Genomic DNA, 18513 nt, shown 5'->3' with positions numbered 1-18513 from the left:
GGTGACCGGTGGCGCGGCTCGACGCCGTGGTGCCGCACCTGGGCTGGCCCACCACCTATCCTGACTCGGGTGAGCGCTGATCCTGAGGCAGGTGCCGAGGGCGGATCCGCGGAGGCGGAGCTGTCCGAGGCGCAGGTCGCCGTCCTCGGCGCCTATGAGCGTCACCTCGGCGTCGAGCGAGGCTTGTCGGACCACACCGTCCGCGCCTATCTCGGTGATGTCCGCAGCCTGCTCGACCACGCCGGTCGCCTGGGCCGGGCCGACCCGGCCGAGATCGACCTGCGCACCTTGCGCAGCTGGTTGGCCAAGCAGCAGACCACCGGTCGCTCACGCACCACGCTGGCTCGGCGGGCGACAGCGGCACGCGTCTTCTGCGGATGGCTGGTGCGCACCGGTCGAGCCCAGGTCGATGCGGGTGCGGCGCTCGGCTCGCCGAAGGCCCACCGAACGCTCCCTCCCGTCTTGCGCCCCGACGAGGCCGAGTCCCTCATCAAGGCGGCCATCGATGCCGCCGAGGACGGCACCGCGGTCGGCATGCGCGACATCGCAGTGCTGGAGATGCTCTACGCGACCGGCGCCCGTGTCGGCGAGCTCGTCGGTCTCGATCTCGATGACGTCGACTACGAGCGCCGAGTCGTCCGAGTGCTCGGCAAGGGACGAAAAGAGCGGATGGTGCCCTTCGGCGGCCCCGCCGTCCGCGCTCTGGACCGATGGGTCGTCCGCGGCCGACCTCAGCTGGTCACCGAGTCGTCCGGCCCGGCGCTGTTCCTCGGTGCCCGCGGCGGTCGCCTCGACCAGCGTGCGGTGCGCACCCTCGTCCACCGGCGCCTGGCAGACATACCCGGCGCCCCCGACCTCGGGCCGCACGGGCTGCGCCACAGCACCGCCACCCACCTTCTCGAAGGTGGCGCCGACCTCCGCTCGGTCCAGGAGTTGCTGGGCCACGCCAGCCTGGCGACGACCCAGATCTACACCCACGTCAGCAGCGACCGCCTCCGCAAGGCCTACCGTCAGGCCCACCCCCGCGCCTGACCGCGTCGCGACCGCGCTACCGGACAGGGTCGGCGCGCCAGAGGGGGAGGAGCCGGACCGGCTGCGGAGCATCGACCAGGAGCAGTGGATCGAGGTAGACGTCGTCGGCGTTGCGGATCCAACCCCAGTGCAGACACGCACCCGGGAAGCAGTGGGAGCCGGCAATGCCGAGCCGACCGATGGGCGCCCCTGCCGAGACCTGGTCGCCGACCCCGACGGTGGCCGCGACCGGTTCGTAGGTGGTGCGCGTGGCCCCGTGGTCGACACTCACCACCGGCTTGCCGGCGATCACGCCGGTGAACGCGACCCGCCCGGCCAAGGCGGCGCGCACCACCTGGCCCGGCCCTCCGGCGAGATCCACGCCGCGATGGCCTGCACCCCACGGCGCGTCCGGAGGGTCGAAGCGGCGCACGACCTCTGGTCGCGGGGCCAGCGGCCAGACACCTGCGGCGGCCTGATCCTCCTCGTCGACCGGGCTCGGACCCTCGTCGTGACCCGCAGCCCCACCCGGCGAGGCACCGGACGGTGCCACCTCGGCACGTGGCGTTCCGAGGGCCGGGCTCGCGGGGGCGATGAGGACGACGAGAAATAGGGCCGCGACGAGGGTGCGGGCACGGTCGAGGAGGAGGTTCGAGGTCATGACGAGGAGACAACCGTCGATCGAGGTCTCGCACAACGGGCTTCGTACGGCCTGTGGACAACTCTGACCCGAAAGGCGCCTGTGGACACCGATCGGCCCGCGGGCCAGGGATTGGCCCGAGACGCCCGGCGACGGCTAGTCTTGGACCGGCAGCCCCCTGTGGGCTGACTTCGCACGCCAGCAGACCGCGACGGTTTCTCGCTCCGAGACGCCGATCGCCCGCGGGCGCGGCCCTCAGTCCCGAGCATCTGGCTCAGGTCGGACCGCGCGCAGGCGTCAGGGCCCGTCACCACGTCGGGCGCGAAACTGAAAACCGACCGGCTCGTGCAACACCCGCCTGACCTCGAGAAACGCAAGGTCGAGCAACAACGGTGCGGCACCGGCCACCACTTAGGAGAAGAAACATCATGGCAGTCGTGACCATGCGCCAGCTCCTCGAGAGCGGCGTCCACTTCGGACACCAGACCCGTCGCTGGAACCCGAAGATGAAGCGGTTCATCCTCACCGACCGCAACGGCATCTACATCATCGACCTGCAGCAGTCGCTGGCCTACATCGACCGCAGCTACGCCTTCATCAAGGAGACCGTGGCCAAGGGCGGGACGATCATGTTCGTCGGCACCAAGAAGCAGGCCCAGGAGGCCATCGCCGAGCAGGCGACGCGCGTCGGGATGCCTTACGTCAACCAGCGCTGGCTGGGTGGCATGCTCACCAACTTCCAGACCGTGCACCAGCGGATCAACCGCCTCAAGGAGCTCGACGAGGTCAACTTCGACGACGTCGCCGGCTCGGGTCGCACGAAGAAGGAGCTCCTGCAGATGAAGCGGGAGCGCGACAAGCTCGAGAAGACCCTCGGCGGTATCCGCGAGATGGGTCGCACCCCGTCGGCCGTCTGGATCGTCGACACCAAGAAGGAGCACCTCGCCGTCGAGGAGGCTCGCAAGCTCAGGATCCCGATCGTCGGCATCCTCGACACCAACTGCGACCCCGACGAGGTCGACTTCCCGATCCCGGGCAACGACGACGCCATCCGCGCCGTCGGTCTGCTGACCCGCGTGGTCGCCGACGCCGTCGCCGAGGGCCTCATCGCCCGTTCCGGTGGCAAGTCCGAGGGCACCGAGGGCGCCACCGCCGAGGAGCCGCTGGCCGAGTGGGAGCGCGAGCTCCTGGCGACCCCGGCCGCCGAGGCGACCGAGGCGAAGACCGAGGAGACCCCGGCCGCCGACGCGAAGACCGAGGAGACCCCGGCTGCCGACGCGAAGGCCGAGGAGACCCCGGCTGCTGAGGCCACCGAGGCCAAGACCGAGGAGACCCCGGCCGCTGACGCTGCCGAGGAGACCCCGGCCGCCGAGGCGACCGAGGCGAAGACCGAGGCCTGAGGCCTCATCGTCCACCCAAGAGCCACTTAACAGTCAGAGGAAGACACACATGGCTTACACCGCTGCCGACGTCAAGAAGCTCCGTGAGTTGACCCAGGCGGGCATGATGGACTGCAAGAAGGCGCTCGACGAGTCCGACGGCGACTTCGACAAGGCCGTCGAGGTCCTTCGCGTCAAGGGCGCTGCCAAGGCCCAGGCTCGGGCCGCGGAGCGCACCACCTCGGCCGGCCTCGTCGCCGCGTCGGGCAACGCTCTGGTCAGCCTCCTCTCGGAGACCGACTTCGTTGCCAAGAACGAGGGCTTCGTCAGCGCCGCCCAGCAGATCGCGGACGCTGCCGACGCCAACAAGACCAACGACATCGAGTCGCTGAAGGCTGCCTCGCTCGGCGACAAGACCGTCGGCGAGACGGTCGAGGAGCTCGCCCGCACCATCGGCGAGAAGATCGAGCTCGGCCAGGTCGCCTACTTCGAGGGTGAGACCACGGTCTACCTGCACAAGAAGGCCTCCGACCTGCCGCCGAGCCTCGGCGTCCTGGTCTCCTACGAGGGTGACGAGGCGGCTGCGAAGCAGGCCGCTCAGCAGGCTGCTGCCCTCAAGGCGCAGTTCCTCACCTCCGACGAGGTGCCGGCCGACGTGGTCGACGCCGAGAAGGACGTGCTGACCAAGAAGACGCTCGAGGAGGGCAAGCCCGAGGCTGCCGTCGCCAAGATCGTCGAGGGTCGCATCAAGGCGTTCTTCAAGGAGATCGTCCTGCTCGACCAGGAGTCGGTCTTCGAGTCGAAGAAGTCCGTCAAGCAGGTCCTCGACGCCTCCAACACGCAGGTGAAGCAGTTCGCCCGCTTCGACGTCGGCGCCTGAACCGTCCTGACTCCGCACCTCACCGGCGCGATCAGTTAGGTTAAGCAGCAACGTACGACGAAAGGGGCCGGTCCGATGATCCAGATGGTCATCATCGGACCGGCCCTTTCGTACGCCACCCCCACGTGCAACACCCGGCAGGACGTCGTCCGAGGAAAGGCCACGGTATGACCCGCTACCAGCGCATCTTGATCAAGCTGTCCGGAGAGAACTTCGGTGGCGGTGAGGTCGGTGTCGATCCGATCGTGGTCTCCTCGATCGCCAAGGAGGTCGCCGCGGTGGCCGCCTCCGGTGTCGAGGTCGCGATCGTCGTCGGCGGTGGCAACTTCTTCCGGGGTGCCGAGCTCCAGCAGGCCGGCATGGACCGGGCCCGAGCCGACTACATGGGCATGCTCGGCACCGTCATGAACTGTCTCGCGCTGCAGGACTTCCTCGAGAAGGAGGGCGTCGACACCCGCGTGCAGACCGCGATCACGATGGGCCAGGTCGCCGAGCCCTACATCCCGCGCCGCGCCATGCGTCACCTCGACAAGGGTCGTGTGGTCATCTTCGGTGCAGGTTCGGGGATGCCGTTCTTCTCCACCGACACCGTCGCCGCCCAGCGTGCCCTCGAGGTCCACGCCGAGGTCGTCCTGATGGCCAAGAGCGGTGTCGACGGCGTCTACACCGCCGACCCGAAGAAGGACCCGACGGCGACGAAGTACGACGAGCTCACCTTCGCCGAGGCGCTGCAGAAGCAGCTCAAGATCGCCGACGCCACCGCGTTCGCCCTCTGCATGGAGAACAAGATGCCGATCGTGGTCTACGGCGCGGAGGACAAGGGCGCGGTCTACCGCATCGTCCAGGGTGAGAAGATCGGTACGCTCGTCACCGCCGGCTGAGCGGCACGAGCCCGAAGCATCCACAACCCACAACACTTACGAGCGCACAGGAGCATCTGGTGATCAACGACATCCTCAACGAGGCCGACAGCAAGATGGTGAAGTCGGTGGACTCCACGCGTGAGGACTTCGCCACCATCCGCGCCGGTCGAGCCACCCCGTCGATGTTCAACAAGATCCTGGTCGACTACTACGGCACCCCGACGCCGATCCAGCAGCTGGCGTCCTTCACCAGCCCCGAGCCGCGCATCATCAACATCGCGCCGTTCGACATCGGTGCGATGCCCAACCTCGAGAAGGCGATCCGCGACTCCGACCTCGGCGTCAACCCGTCCAACGACGGCAAGGTCCTGCGCGCCGTGTTCCCCGAGCTCACCGAGGAGCGTCGCAAGGAATACATCAAGCTCGCCAAGGAGAAGGGCGAGCAGGGCCGCGTCTCCGTGCGCCAGGTGCGCCAGAAGGCCAAGCAGAGCCTCGAGAAGCTCGAGAAGGACGGCGAGGCGAGCAAGGACGACGTCTCCGGCGCCGAGAAGCGTCTCGACAGCCTCACCAAGAAGCACACCGAGGCCATCGACGAGCTGCTCAAGTCCAAGGAAGCCGAGCTGCTCGAGGTCTGAGCCTCGAAGCCGAGCATGACTGAACCCCAAGTGAGCCGTACGCCGCCGTCTCCTTCTTCCGCAGCCTCCGAGCCGCCGAAGAAGGACTACGGCCGCGCTGGCCGCAACCTGCCCGCCGCGATCGGTTCTGCCGTCGTGCTGCTGGTCGCCATCGCGCTGAGCCTGATGTTCGTGAAGACGGCCTTCATGGTGATCGTCGTCGCCTGCGTCGTCGCCGCCGTCTGGGAGCTCCACCGCGGCCTGGTCGCCAAGGACATGGACGTCCCCGAGCAGCCGCTGATGATCGGCGGCACCGTGATGGTGCTGGTCGCCTACTTCCTCGGCTCCGACGCGCTGGTGACCGCCACCGCGGTGAGCGCCCTGGTGATCATGCTGTGGGTGCTGCGGCGCGGTGTCGACGGCTACGTACGCACGTCGGCGGCCTCCGTCCTCACCCTGCTCTACATCCCGTTCCTGGGCTCGTTCGTCGGGCTCATGCTCGGCGAGGGCGGCGGTTGGACCTCGGGCGGATTCTCCGACGACGGCGTGCTCGGCATCATCGTCTGGGTGCTGCTCACGATCATGTCCGACATCGGCGGCTACATCGCCGGTGTCCTCTTCGGCAAGCACGCGATGGCCCCGGTGATCTCCCCGAAGAAGTCGTGGGAAGGCTTCGCCGGGTCTGTGGTATTCACCGTCGCCACCGGCATCGGCCTCGTCGTCTGGCTGCTCGACGGATCCTGGTGGATCGGTGTTGCGCTCGGCGTCGTCGCCTGCGTGATGGCCGTCCTCGGCGACCTCGTCGAGTCGGTCATCAAGCGCGACCTCGGCGTCAAGGACATGAGCCAGATCATCCCCGGCCACGGCGGCCTCATGGACCGCCTCGACTCGCTCCTGGCCACCGTCGCCCCGGTCTGGCTGATCCTCCACTACGCCGTCTTCTGAGGGCGCGTCCTCTGATGCTCTTCCTCGTACGCCACGGCCGACCGGTTCAGGTCCGTGGCGTCGCCGCCGAGCACTGGGAGCTGGACCCGGCCGGCTTCGACGACGTCTGGGCGCTGCGTGACCGGCTCCCGGCCGGCGCCACGTGGTACTCCTCGCCCGAGACCAAGGCGCAGCAGACCGCCCAGCTCCTCACCGACGGCGAGGTCGGCGTGGTCGAGGGCCTGCGCGAGCACGTCCGCGGCGGCGCCTGGGTCGAGGACTTCCAGGCGACGGTCGAGCGTGCCTTCGCCGATCCGACCGTGCCTGCGTACGACGGCTGGGAACCGCTCGAGGAGTGCCGCGCCCGCGTGATGAAGGCAGCCGCCGGGATCCTGTCGGCTCACGCCGGAGAGGATGTCGTCCTGGTCGGCCACGGCACCGCCTGGACCGTCCTGGCGAGCGAGCTGACCGGCACGCTCCCCGACGTGGCCAGATGGCGGAACCTGGGTATGCCAGACGTGGTCACCGTCGCCCCGCGATAGTTCATGGCGGATCGGCCCGTTACTCCTAGGTAGAGGGGCCAATGCGCCCGGGACTAACCCGAGGCAGCAAGACTGTCGGTGGTCGCGGCCATGATCTGGGGATGGTCACGCGTCGGGAGCATTTCCGGCCGCCCGAGATCCTGGGGCGGCCGGGGCTGGTGCGTCCCGTCAGGATCGACCCGTCCGGGATGAGCGGCCCGACCCGCAAGCAGGCACGCGGACGCCTCTGGAGGCGCACCTTCAACGGGTGGTACGTCCCCAGCCACGTCGATGGGACCGACCCGCGGCAGCGGGCGCTCGAGGCGGCGAGCGTGGTGCCGACCGATGGGGCGCTGACCGGCTGGGCAGCCCTGGCCTGGTCCGGGGTCAAGTGGGTCGACGGTATCGATCGATACGGTGCCTCGATGCCGGCCACGATCGTGACTCCCGGCCACTACACCCGCGCACGCGGCGGCATCGCGATCAGCCACGAAAGGCTCCTGCCCACCGAGCGCCGGACGGATACAAGCGTGGTGTTGACAGACCCTCTGCGGTCCACCGCCTACGAGGTCAGATACGCGCCGAACCTGTTGGAAGCGGTGCGCTGGATCGACCTCGTCGCGGCTAGCGATCTCGTCTCGATCGAGGAGCTGACGGCGTACGCTGCGACCCTGACGGCCTGGACGGGCGTGGAGCATCTACGCGAGGCGCTCGCGCACGCTGATGAGAATGTCTGGTCGCCGATGGAGGTCGACCTCCGACTCACCTGGACAGTGCGTCTGAGGCTGGGACATGTCGTCACCAACAGGGCGATCTTCGACCTTGAGGGTCGCCACATCGGCACGCCCGACGTACTCGATCTGGAGCGGGGCGTCGTGGGGGAGTACGACGGAGGGGTCCACCTGGCCGGGAAACAGCGCGCGAAGGATCTCGTGCGGGAGGGGGCGTTCCGTCGCGCGGGCCTCGAATACGTCACGATGATCGCCGCCGATCGACGCGACCCGACCGACTTCAAGCGCCGGACGTTGGAAGCACGGGCCCGGGCGCTCCGGCTGCCCGCCGATGAGCGGCTGTGGACCATCGATCCGCCCCGTTGGTGGGTGCCGACCAACACGGTGCGCGACAGACGCGCTCTGACCCAGGCGCAGCGTGCCCATTTTCTCCGTCGGGTTGCGTGATCGCGCGATAGTTCAGGGCGATTCAGCCCCTTACCCACAGGTAGATGGACCGAGTCGCCCTGAACTACCCAAGTTGTCGCCCGCAGCGATTCTTTACCCGAGAACGCGCCGTTCGGGGCTACGGTTGAAACGTGACCGAGCGTCCCGCAGACCTCGAGGTGGACTCAGGTCCAGCTGTCGAGGCAGATCAGGACCCGGAGGAGAAGTCCTCGGGGTCCGGTGGTGTGTGGGCGTGGCTGCACGACTCGCACCCGACGGTGGCAGCGCTCGTCGGGTTCTACATCGGCCTCGCCTACGCGATCCTGGTGCCCGGCACCTGGGGCGCGCTGCTCGCCTGGATGCTCGGGCAGGAGCGGGCCGAGGAGCTGTTCCCGTGGGTGGCGCTGACTCTTCTGGTGCCGCTGGCGATGCTGATCCCGCGCAAGACCCGTCGTCTGGCGCAGTTCATCTGGCTCGGCATCATCTTGACGGTCGTGGTCGTCGTCGGCGTGGGCGCGCTGGTGTTCTGGATCCTGCTCAAGACGGGCTGAGCGGGAGAGCCGGATCCAGATTTAGCCGTACGCCGCACCCCGGTGGGACACTGGAGCGGTGACCGAGCCCGACTCCGCGACCGATATCGCCCCGCACAGCCCCGAGGCGGAGGCCGCCGCGATGGAGGGGCGCCGTCTGCCTCTGGTGATGGCGCCGCCCAAGGGCCGCGGCAAGCCGCCGCGCCACCTCGCCGACCTCGACCTGGCCGGCCGCCAGGACGCGGCGAAAGAGGCGGGGCTCCCGGGGTTCCGCGCCAAGCAGCTCTCGTTGCACTACTTCGAGCGGCTGGTCGACGACCCCGAGAAGATGACCGATCTTCCTGCGGGCCAGCGCCAGGAGCTCGTCAACACGTTCCTGCCCGACCTGATGACGCCGATCCGTCAGCAGGAGGCCGACAAGGGCACCACCCGCAAGACGCTGTGGAAGCTCTTCGACGGCGCGCTGGTCGAGTCGGTGCTGATGCGCTACTCCGACCGTGCCACGGTCTGCATCTCCTCCCAGGCCGGCTGCGGCATGGCCTGCCCGTTCTGCGCCACCGGCCAGGGCGGCCTCGAGCGCAACATGTCGACCGCCGAGATCGTCCACCAGGTCGTCGTCGCAGCTCGGCAGATGGCCAGCGGCGAGATCCCCGGCGGCCCCGGTCGCCTCTCCAACGTGGTCTTCATGGGCATGGGCGAGCCGATGGCCAACTACAAGGCGCTGATGGGCGCGGTCCGGCGGCTCACCTCGCCCGCGCCCGAGGGCCTGGGCCTCTCGGCCCGCCACGTCACCGTCTCCACCGTCGGCCTGGTCCCGCGGATCAAGCAGCTCACCGAGGAGGGCATCCCGGTCACCCTCGCCCTCTCGCTGCACGCCCCCGACGACGAGCTGCGCAACGAGCTGGTGCCGATCAACACTCGGTTCTCCGTCGCCGAGACCGTCGAGGCCGCCTGGAACTACGCCCGCGTCACCGGCCGCCGGGTCTCGATCGAGTACGCGATGATGCGTGGCATCAACGACCAGGCCTGGCGCGCCGACATGCTGGCCGACGTGCTCAACGGCTACGGCGACTGGGGCTGGGTGCACGTCAACCTGATCCCGCTCAACCCCACCCCGGGTTCGAAGTGGACCGCCTCCGACCCGGCCGACGAGCGCGAGTTCGTACGCCGCCTGGAGGCCAAGGGCATCTCCACGACCGTCCGCGACACCCGTGGCCGCGAGATCGACGGTGCCTGCGGCCAGCTCGCCGCCGCCGAATAACACGTCAGCCTGGAGACGGACGTCAGCCGGAGACCTCAGCAGAGCGCGAGCTTGCGGTCGGCCTCCATGTTGCCGCCGCCCTTGAAGAACACCTCGGGTGCCCAGCCCCACTTGCCGTTGTCGGCCATCGTGTAGGCGAACCAGTCGTTGTGGTAGCCGCCGTAGGCGTAGGGGTCATACTTCGTGACCCGCTTCTGGCAGACGTACCAGTCGTTGCCGGAGGCCTCGATCCAGCCGATGATCGCGGGCGGGCTGGCGTCGATGTCGTAGACCGGGATGTCGTTGGTGCCGGACATGCCCCAGTCGGGGCAGGTCTGCACGTAGCGGTCGACCCCGTCGTGCCAGTAGCGCGCCTGGCACGGCGCGTCGTCGTAGGCGCTGGCGGGCGAGCTCGACAGGGCGACCAGGCCGCCGCCGAGGGCGGCTGCGGCGCCGAGCGCGGCGAGCGCGCGTCGTAGGTGATTCATGGTGACTCCTTCGTCGCATCGGTGCCGTCCGAGAACCGGCTTGACGTCGGCGAGCCTAGGAACGAGCGCTGACGGGGATCTGTCGGCGGCCGCAGGCAGGTGACAGATTTCTGAGAGTCACGCAGCGTTTCCGCTGGTGACACGGGCCGGACTACCTGTCGGCCGGCACAGAGTTCTGGCCACGCGAGATTCACCGATCTGTTAACCAAGTCAGGGATCACGTTGCGAGACGGCGCGCACGATCATGCACATGAGCATCAGCCTCGATCGAGCCCCGCTGGTCGCCGCCAACGCAGAGCCGCTCCGCGTGCTCCTCGTCACGGAGTCGTTCCTGCCCCAGGTCAACGGCGTGACGAACTCCGTACGCCGCGTGCTGGAGCACCTCGCCGTCGACGGCCACACGGTCGAGGTCGTCGCACCCACAGGCCCGAGCGAGTACGCCGGGTTCCCGGTGACCCGCACCCGCGGAGCGACCTTCTGGGTCTACAAGGACTTCCGCGTCGGCATCGAGACGCGACGCAAGCTGCGCTCGGTGATGACCCGGTTCAGCCCCGATGTCGTCCACGTCGCCTCCCCTGCCCTGCTCGGGAGGCAGGCGGTGCACGTGGCGAAGGAGCTCGGCATCCCGAGCGTGGCGATCTACCAGACCGATCTGGTGGGCTTCTGGGACAAGTACAAGGCGGTCGGGGGACCGCAGGCCGCCGCGATGCTCACCCGCCAGGCCCACTCGGCCGCCGACCGCACCCTGGCACCGAGCTCGTCGGCGCTCACCCAGCTCGAGGGTCTCGGCGTCCAGCGCACCGGTCTGTGGCCGCGGGGCGTCGATGTCGAGCTGTTCCACCCCAGCCGCATCGACCACGACCTGCGCCGCCAGCTCGCCCCCAACGGCGAGACGATCGTCGGCTACGTCGGCCGGCTGGCGCAGGAGAAGGAGCTGCACCTGCTCGCCGCGCTGGCGCACAACCCGGCCTACAAGGTCGTGCTCGTCGGCGGTGGCCCGCAGGAGCGTGAGCTGCGTCAGCTGCTCCCGAACGCGACCTTCCTGGGCGTGCTCCAGGGCGACGAGCTCGGTGCCGCGTACGCCTCGCTCGACGTCTTCGTGCACACCGGCTCCCACGAGACCTTCTGCCAGGCGGTCCAGGAGGCGCTCGCCTCCGGGATCCCGGTGGTCGCGCCGCGCTCGGGTGGGCCGCTGGACCTGGTGGTCGAAGGCGTCACCGGCTACTTCTACGACCCGGGCAGCCGCGACGCTCTCGGCTCCCGTGTCGCGCAGCTGCACAACGACCCGCTGATGCGGCTGCGGATGGGCCGCGAGGCCCGCAAGAGCGTCGCGCACAAGTCGTGGGGCGCGGTGAACGCGGCCCTGGTCGGCCACTACCGCGACGTCATCCGGGCACGCCGGCTCCGATGACCTCGAGCACCTCGTCGGCGCTGTCGACGAGGTGCACGTGCGGCTCCATCTCGCGGCCGCGCGCGAGCGCCTGCAGCAGCGGCCACACCGGCAGCTCCTCGGTCCAGTAGCGGCGTCCGACGAGCACCATCGGAGCGACCGCGCTGGCGTCGGCGTAGTAGTTCTCGCACGCGTCCTGGAAGACCTCCTGCACGGTGCCGCCGGCGCCAGGCAGGAAGACGATGCCGCCGTCACAGACCTCCAGCAGCACCGCCTCGCGGGTGGCGTTGCGGAAGTATTTCGCGATCGCGCCGGCGAAGACGTTGGGCGGCTCGTGGCCGTAGTGCCACGTCGGGATCCCCAGCGACCGCTCCGGCTGACCCTCGAAGCCTTCGCGTACGCCGAGGGCGACCTGCGCCCACGCGCGGATCGAGGGACGGAACGTCGGCACGGTCGCCAGCTGCTCGAGCGCACTCTCGAGCACGGCGGCCGGTGCCTGCGCCAGGTAGGCACCCAGGTTGGCGGCCTCCATCGCTCCGGGGCCGCCGCCGGTGGCGACCACGTGATGGCCCGCCAGGTGCTGAGCGAGCCGGGCCGCCTGTGCGTAGGCCTCCTCGCCGCGCTGCAACGCGTGGCCGCCCATCACGCCCACGATGCGCTGACCGGCCTCACGCTGGGCGCCGACCCACTGCTCCAGCGCGGCGTCGATGGCATGGTCGTGGAGCGCGATGGCCAGCTCGTCGTCGGCATCGAGCGGCTGCTGCAACCAGGCGTACGCCCTGGCATCCAGGCTCCGCGCATAGATCGGGTCGTCGTAGAGCTCGTCGGCGGTGTAGAGGTCGGAGCGGTAGACGTCGACCGGCGCCTCGGGGATCACCGGCATCACCAGCGCGCCCTCGTCCTCGACGTAGTCGCCGTCGCCGGGTGCGAACCGGCAACCCAGGAACGTCGCTCCGGCCAGCTCCGCCTTCCGCAGGGTCGCCGACCGGGAGGTCAGGTCCACCGCCCGCAGCCGCCACCCCCGCAGGCTGCCCGCCCCCGCCGCCAGGTGCTCATCGAGCTCGTCGGCCGACTCGATATCGACATGCCGCCCACGGTGACGTTTCATACCGAGAAACCTAGCCCGTCGAGTCGGCTCGTTATAGCGCGCCGACTCGACGGGACTGTGGTCAGGACGAGCCGACTCGACGCGTCAGAAGGCGTGGGCCATCAGATCGGCGTAGACCTCCTGCTCGTCGATCTCGAGGCCACGGGCCTGGAACCACTTCGCGACGTTGGTGATGTCGCGGAGCAGGAAGTCGAAACCCATCGGGTTGCCGACGAGGTCGATGACCTGGGGGAGATCGATGATGACGAGGCGGTCGTGCTGGGCGAGGATGTTGTAGGGGGAGAGGTCACCGTGGACCAGCCCCGCCTGCACCATCGTGGCGAGCGCGTCGACGAGCCCGTCCCACCACATCTCGAGCACGTGCCGCTCGGGCCGGGTCTGGGCCAGTCGCGGAGCCGTCTCGAGCTCGCCGTCGCGACCGTCGACCGCGATCCACTCCATCAGGATCTCGGTGCCGTCGATCTGCACGGGATAGGGCACCGGGAGGCCGAGCTCCCAGCAGCGTACGAGCGCGTTCCACTCGGCGTTGGCCCACTCGGCCTTGGCGACCTCGCGGCCGAAGGTCGAGTTCTTCTTCAGCGCGCGCTCGTCACGCGAGCGCTTGACCGAGCGGCCCTCGGTGTAGCTGGCCGCCCGATGGAAGGTGCGATGGTCGGTGTCGCGGTAGCGCTTGGCCACCATCACCGCCTCGTGCTCGGGCTCGAGCGGGTCGGCGCGCACCAGCAGGAAGGCGTCGGCCTCCTTGCCGGTCTTGAGGATGCCGAGCTCGGTGTCGATGGCGCCCTGGGAGGTCACCAACCAGTCCGGCCGCGGCTCCGGGCCACGGGAGAGTGGCTCGACGGCGAGCCAGGTGGTCCAGCGTTGTCCGTCGTCCAGGTCGTCGTAGGCCTGGAAGTCGAAGACGAACTTCGAGTCGATCCCGGCCAGCGAGTCGGCGGGATCAGCGGAGATGTTCTCCTGAGTCACTTCGGGTGCTCCTGATACGAGAGATGTTGTCTGTGGGCAGGCACAGGACGAAGACAGTCATGGGTCTGCTCCTCTCGATCAGGGCGCCTCAGGACGAGTACGCCGGTCGCGGTCCATGGTGGAGGACCGCGACCGGCGTGTGCAACAGGTTTATCTGCTCAGCAGACCGAGTCGGTCGGTTTCGGGTTGGTGAGCCCGAAGAGCGGGCGCAGCGCCAGGCCGGCGAAGGTGCCGAGGATGGCGGTCAGGCCCCAGAGCCAGCCGTGCAGGCTCATCGAGGCGATGCCGGAGAAGTAGGCGCCGATGTTGCAGCCGCCGGCGATCCGGGCGCCGTAGCCCATCAGGATGCCGCCGAGCACGGCGCCCACGGCCAGCCTGAGCGGGATCCGGCGGTGCAGGAGCCAGGCGCCCGCGGCGGCGGAGGCGAGCAGCGCGCCGAGCACGATCCCGAGGTCCATGATCGAGGTCTTCTCCACGAAGATGCCTGCCTGATACTTGGCCAGGTTGGCGGGATCCTGCCAGAACGCCCAGGAGAGTACGTCGACCCCGACCGCGTCGAGGATCTTCGAGCCCCACAGGGCGAAGGCGAACGTGATCCCCCACGGGCTCCCGGAGACGTAGAGGGTCAGGGCGTTGAGCAGCGCCAGCCCGATCGCGCCGGCCCACAGCGGCCACGAACCGCGCAGCGCTCGGGCGAACCCGGTCGCGACCGGCGCCCGGCCCACCGGCGGCTTCTCCCGGCCGCGACCGACCAAGTAGGTCAGGCCGACCACGAGCGCGATGACGACCAGGGTGGCGGCCCAGCCGCCGGCGTACCCGCCGAAGGTGACCGAGAGGTCGACCGGCTGCTGGGCGGGCAGCCCGTTCCACCAGGCGAGGGTCAGCGCGCCGGGGATCGAGCCGATGATGAAGCCGCCCAGGGTCAGCAGGATCGCGCTCTGGCCGCTGCCGACCGCGAAGAGCGTGCCGGAGGCGCACGAGCCGCCGAGCTGCATCCCGACGCCGAAGAGGAACGCACCGATGAAGAGCCCGAAGCCGATCGGCGCGATCGCGCCGGCGGCCGGCACTCCCTGGTAGGTCCACTGGTTGGCCAGGATCGGGGCGAACAGGGTCACCGCGACCGCCAGCATCAGCATGTGCGCGCGCAGCGACGAGCCCTGCCGCACCGAGACCAGCTGACGCCATGCGGAGGTGAACCCGAAGCGGCTGTGGAACAGCACGAACCCGAGCGCCACGCCCAGGGCGAACAGGATCGCGGGCAGCTGACCCTTCGCGAGCAGCACGAAGGCGCCGAGACCGAGCGTGACGAGGCCCCCGATGATCACGACGATCGCCTGCGGCGGCGACCCGGGCTCCGAGGGTGGAGCCTGGTCGATCCGCAGGTCGGGGGAGAGGCCGCGGTCGGGACCGAGGCGGTCAGCGAGAGACATGGTGTGTCCTTTCGAGTGGGGTGGACCGGGCTATCCGGTGGTCGGAAGGCTGACCCGGGTGACCGTGCCCCCGGGGAACCAGGAGACGGAGGTCTCGTGGCTCCCGTGGCCAGGCTCCGCCGGCATGTACGCCGCACGCGATGCCGCGTAGAACGCCAGCTCGCCGCGCTCGCGGGCGCCACCGACGGCAGCGCGCCAGGCGACGTACGCCGACCCGGTGGGTGCCTGCTCGGGGAAGTAGTCGGCGAGCGTCTGGCTGTATCGCTGCGCGGCTTCGTCGCGGATGTCGAAGTCGAGCGGGATCATCGCGCCGTTGGTCGAGTCGACGACGCCGGGGGAGAGGAGCCAGGGCGCCAACCACACGCCGTCGGAGCGGAGCGCCTGCTTCTCCACCGGCAGCCGCAGGTTGGTGGCGAGCCGCTCGGCGGCCGGCTCCCATCCGCTGACGACCACCAGCGCGCTGCGCTCGCCGGGCTCGGCCGTCGGGCCGACGACCCGCACGCCGCCGGCCGCGGCCAGGTGTCGGACGAGCCGCTCTCCGGCCCGTGAGCGGGCCGAGGAGTCGGCGGCGAGCGCGATCTCCTTGACCCCGCGGGAGGTGAGGGTCTTGACGGTCGTGGTCAGCGCGGCTCGGTCCCGCGCACCCAGCCTCGCGGCGGGGCAGGAGGTGGGAGCCTTGCCGCCGGCCAGGATGGTCGCGGTGGAGCTCTGCAGGCACTCCGGCCCGTCAGGACCCGCCCAGAGCGGGTCGGCCGACCCCGCGGACCCGGTCTCCAGCATCACCGGGATCCGGTGCTCGGGGCCGTGCGCGACCAGGACCGTCGGGTTGCCCGTGGGTAGGTCGACGACCGCCCACAGCCCGTCGGCGCCCGGCCGCTCGGTCGGCTCGACCGGAGCCGCGCCGCCGTCGACCTCGACGCTCAGCTCGTCGTCCTCGGCCTCGTGCTCGTGCCCCTCGAGCGAGGCTGCGTCGACGCGTACGAGGTTGCGTCCCGGCAGCGCCGGGGCGACGGTGACGGTGAAGGAGAGGCCGTCGTGCTCCACCCGCTGCACCGAGGGGAAGCCCGGCCGGCGCTCGCCGCCGAGCACCTGCTGCGGGGTGGCCTCGGCGACCGACCTCGACCACCGCTCCGGGTCGCCGGCCTGCGAGCGCGGGGCGATCGTGCCTGCGTACGCGACGTAGCCGACCACCCCGAGAGCGAGCCCGACGGCGAGCACGAGCACGCCCGCCCGGCGGGACCGCATGATGCGGCCCCGCCGAGCGGAGCTGTCGCTCAGGCTCACTTGATGTCCGAGTCGGCGACGGCGAAGAGCATCGAGTGCGGCTTCGCCGGGCCCCAGTTGCCGTGCGGCCACGACGCCCGGTTGAACTCGACGCAGGTGTTGCCGGTGTTCTCGTCGCGGAACTCCTCGTCGCGGCTCAGCTTGCCGTCCTCGGTGTCGACCAGGCACAGCCGGTGGTCACCGTTGAGACCGGTGCGGGCGACGAAGTAGTTGGAGTAGGCCAACCGCTTCACGTCCGTGGTCTCGTGGTAGTAGCCGTCCTTGCCGAGCTCGAGGTTGTCCAGCGCGCCCCAGTGCGGGCCGCCGGGTGCCGCGAGGGTGTCGGCCACGGCGGGGCAGTCGCTCTCGGCGCCGCCCTCGTGGCTCTCCTCGATGGTGTCGATCCGGCAGACCGGGTTGTCGCCGGACGCGAGCAGCTTCTGGATGTCGAGCGCCAGGATGTAGGGCTTGGAGCCCGGATCATCGCTGGTGGCCGCCCGGCCCGCGACCGCGTGGTAGAGGTACTTGTCGTCCAGCGAGGTCTGCAGCCATGCCCCGTTGCTGCCGCCGCCGTACGCGTCGGTGCTCGGGTCGACCTGCTTGTTGGTGACACCGAGGTCGAAGACCTGCTGCCACTTCGGCTCGTCCACCGTGATGTCGGGGGTGTAGTAGATCGCGCCGCCCTGCATCGTCTCGGCGAACGCGCCCTTGTGACCCTTCCGGTTGGTCACGGTGACCTCCATCGCCGCCCGTGACTCCTCGTGGTGCGCCACCCGGCCCTTGCGGGGACCGTCGGGAAGGAAGGTGACCGTCTTCAGCTTCGGCTTGTCCTTCGTCGAGATGTCCCAGAAGCGTACGGTCGGACGCCGCAGGTACGACGAGAGCGGCTGCACCGGGTTGAGGATGATGTTGCGCGGTTCGTTGTAGTCACTGGTCACCAGGGTGTCGAGGTCCTCGCGCGCCTGCACGCCGTGGGGGTTCGCACATGTCGGCAGCGAGAGCAGCGGGATGCTGTCGCATCTCTGCTCGGTCTCGGCCTTGGTGGTGGCCGCCGGCGCCTCGGCGATGGTCTTCCCGTTCTCGTCGAGTCGCACCAGCTCACCCGGCGAGCCCGCGAACCCGTTGCCGACCCGCACCGAACCGTCGGTGTAGGTGCATGGCCCGGGCACGTCGGGGCCGCCCATGTAGGTGCCGTAGGCCTTGTGGTCCTTGGTCACCCAGTAGGCGTCCGGCACCGAGCCGCACAGGGTGTCGGTGGGCAGGTTGATCCCCTTGAGGGTGAGCTTCGGCAGCTGGGAGGTGTCCAGGACGTACGTCACGTCGGTGAAGAGCCCGCCGGCGAAGATGTTGTCGCCCTTGTGCCACAGGTACTGCATGTGGTGGGGCTCGTTCTCCACCAGCGGCCCGACGGTGACGGTGTTGACGACCTTGCCGTACGACTTGGCGCCCTTGGTGACGTCGATGACCGCGAAGAAGTCGGGCCCGATGAGGTTCTTCTGCCCGATCAGGTCGAGGCCGATCGACTTGGGCAGGTCGAGCAGCTCGGAGCCGGACTTGTCCAAGATGTTGTTGTCGCCGGCCCAGACGACGAGGTACTTGTGGCGCAGGCCGTCGTCCTCCACCGTGCCGCCGGAGTCGTGGCCGGCCAGGCCGAGCTTGATCAGGGCCTGGTCGACGCCGAGCTTCTGGAGCAGGTTGGGCGGCAGCAGGCTGGAGTCGACGTGGTTCTTGAGCCAGTACTCCTTGCCGTCACCGCCCTTCTCCGCGTCCTTGTTGGTCAGGATCTCGCTGCCCTTCTTCAGCTGCGTCAGCAGCTCGCCGACCCCCTTGTCGCTCTTGACAGGGGCGACGTCGTCCGCGACCGCGGACGACGGGGTCAGGCTCAGCACGCCGGCGGCGATGACAAGGGCGGCGGCTGCGGGAAGCAGCCGGCGACTGGCTCTCGATGATCGAGAGCGGGGACTTCGACGATGCAGGATCACTGCAGGTCACCTCCGAGATGAACATTGAATAAGTCTTTCCCTAGTAAAAAACTAGAGTTTCCTGAGAAAGGCAAGAGCGTTCTGAAGACTTCTCGAAGGTCGACAATGCCGACCTGGGTATCCAGGT

Annotated in this window: 18 protein-coding genes; 11 read left to right on the top strand and 7 right to left on the bottom strand. The window is 69.4% G+C overall.

The genetic code is table 11. From position 1 onward, the window contains the following. Positions 1 to 69: 69 nt before the first annotated feature. Entirely contained in the window at positions 70 to 1032 is a 963-nt protein-coding gene (locus FB381_RS16300) for a tyrosine recombinase XerC (RefSeq protein ID WP_246088155.1), read from the top strand. Positions 1033 to 1048: 16 nt separating this feature from the next. Here FB381_RS16300 and FB381_RS16295 read toward each other — a convergent pair whose 3' ends face one another. After that, complete coding sequence (locus tag FB381_RS16295; protein ID WP_211352461.1) at positions 1049 to 1672, bottom strand: murein hydrolase activator EnvC family protein; 624 nt, start codon at positions 1670 to 1672, stop codon at positions 1049 to 1051. 407 nt (positions 1673 to 2079) lie between these two features. On the opposite strand from FB381_RS16295, the gene rpsB reads away from it, so the two are divergent. From rpsB to rlmN, 9 genes are all read left to right on the top strand, one after another. Next, positions 2080 to 3051, top strand: a complete 972-nt coding sequence (gene rpsB, locus FB381_RS16290) for a 30S ribosomal protein S2 (protein WP_141781255.1) — start codon at positions 2080 to 2082, stop codon at positions 3049 to 3051. 49 nt (positions 3052 to 3100) lie between these two features. Then, entirely contained in the window at positions 3101 to 3910 is an 810-nt protein-coding gene (gene tsf / locus FB381_RS16285; protein ID WP_141781254.1) for a translation elongation factor Ts, read from the top strand. Positions 3911 to 4077: 167 nt separating this feature from the next. After that, complete coding sequence (gene pyrH / locus FB381_RS16280; RefSeq protein WP_141781253.1) at positions 4078 to 4791, top strand: UMP kinase; 714 nt, start codon at positions 4078 to 4080, stop codon at positions 4789 to 4791. 62 nt (positions 4792 to 4853) lie between these two features. After that, positions 4854 to 5408 carry a ribosome recycling factor gene (frr, locus tag FB381_RS16275; protein ID WP_211352588.1) on the top strand — a complete coding sequence of 185 codons (555 nt, stop codon included), beginning with the start codon at positions 4854 to 4856 and terminating at the stop codon, positions 5406 to 5408. A gap of 15 nt (positions 5409 to 5423) precedes the next feature. Beyond that, positions 5424 to 6332 (top strand): phosphatidate cytidylyltransferase, encoded by a 909-nt coding sequence (locus FB381_RS16270; protein ID WP_141781251.1) that lies wholly within the window; start codon positions 5424 to 5426, stop codon positions 6330 to 6332. A gap of 14 nt (positions 6333 to 6346) precedes the next feature. Further along, positions 6347 to 6853 (top strand): histidine phosphatase family protein, encoded by a 507-nt coding sequence (locus tag FB381_RS16265; RefSeq protein ID WP_141781250.1) that lies wholly within the window; start codon positions 6347 to 6349, stop codon positions 6851 to 6853. A 311-nt stretch (positions 6854 to 7164) separates the two neighbouring features. Further along, on the top strand, positions 7165 to 8010 hold the full coding sequence (locus FB381_RS16260) for a hypothetical protein (protein ID WP_170225184.1): 846 nt from the start codon (positions 7165 to 7167) through the stop codon (positions 8008 to 8010). Between the two features lie 131 nt (positions 8011 to 8141). Further along, the gene (locus tag FB381_RS16255) at positions 8142 to 8540 is read left to right on the top strand and encodes a hypothetical protein (RefSeq protein WP_141781248.1); all 399 of its coding nucleotides are present in this window, start codon (positions 8142 to 8144) and stop codon (positions 8538 to 8540) included. Between the two features lie 121 nt (positions 8541 to 8661). Continuing rightward, positions 8662 to 9780 carry a dual-specificity RNA methyltransferase RlmN gene (gene rlmN, locus FB381_RS16250; RefSeq protein ID WP_141782822.1) on the top strand — a complete coding sequence of 373 codons (1119 nt, stop codon included), beginning with the start codon at positions 8662 to 8664 and terminating at the stop codon, positions 9778 to 9780. Positions 9781 to 9815: 35 nt separating this feature from the next. On the opposite strand, the gene FB381_RS16245 is transcribed toward rlmN, so the two are convergent. After that, the gene (locus tag FB381_RS16245; RefSeq protein WP_141781247.1) at positions 9816 to 10247 is read right to left on the bottom strand and encodes a hypothetical protein; all 432 of its coding nucleotides are present in this window, start codon (positions 10245 to 10247) and stop codon (positions 9816 to 9818) included. Between the two features lie 250 nt (positions 10248 to 10497). Between FB381_RS16245 and FB381_RS16240 the strand changes: the two genes are divergently transcribed. Further along, the gene (locus tag FB381_RS16240; RefSeq protein WP_141781246.1) at positions 10498 to 11658 is read left to right on the top strand and encodes a glycosyltransferase family 4 protein; all 1161 of its coding nucleotides are present in this window, start codon (positions 10498 to 10500) and stop codon (positions 11656 to 11658) included. On the opposite strand, the gene FB381_RS16235 is transcribed toward FB381_RS16240, so the two are convergent. The 5 genes from FB381_RS16235 to FB381_RS16215 form a co-directional block, all read right to left on the bottom strand. After that, the gene (locus tag FB381_RS16235) at positions 11633 to 12745 is read right to left on the bottom strand and encodes an LOG family protein (RefSeq protein WP_141781245.1); all 1113 of its coding nucleotides are present in this window, start codon (positions 12743 to 12745) and stop codon (positions 11633 to 11635) included. The two genes, FB381_RS16240 and FB381_RS16235, sit on opposite strands and share 26 nt — an antisense overlap. Positions 12746 to 12829: 84 nt before the next feature. Continuing rightward, the gene (locus FB381_RS16230) at positions 12830 to 13711 is read right to left on the bottom strand and encodes a serine protein kinase RIO (protein WP_141781244.1); all 882 of its coding nucleotides are present in this window, start codon (positions 13709 to 13711) and stop codon (positions 12830 to 12832) included. Positions 13712 to 13869: 158 nt separating this feature from the next. Then, positions 13870 to 15141: a YeeE/YedE family protein gene (locus FB381_RS16225; protein WP_141781243.1), complete on the bottom strand. Its 1272-nt coding sequence runs from the start codon at positions 15139 to 15141 to the stop codon at positions 13870 to 13872. A 30-nt stretch (positions 15142 to 15171) separates the two neighbouring features. After that, on the bottom strand, positions 15172 to 16386 hold the full coding sequence (locus FB381_RS16220; protein WP_141781242.1) for an ABC transporter substrate-binding protein: 1215 nt from the start codon (positions 16384 to 16386) through the stop codon (positions 15172 to 15174). Between the two features lie 35 nt (positions 16387 to 16421). Beyond that, positions 16422 to 18293, bottom strand: coding sequence for a hypothetical protein (locus FB381_RS16215; RefSeq protein ID WP_211352460.1), 1872 nt, complete (start codon positions 18291 to 18293; stop codon positions 16422 to 16424). Between the last annotated feature and the right edge of the window lie 220 nt (positions 18294 to 18513).

It is taken from the genome of Nocardioides albertanoniae, assembly GCF_006716315.1.
Lineage (GTDB): Bacteria > Actinomycetota > Actinomycetes > Propionibacteriales > Nocardioidaceae > Nocardioides > Nocardioides albertanoniae.
This window is presented reverse-complemented; position numbering and strand designations above follow the sequence as displayed.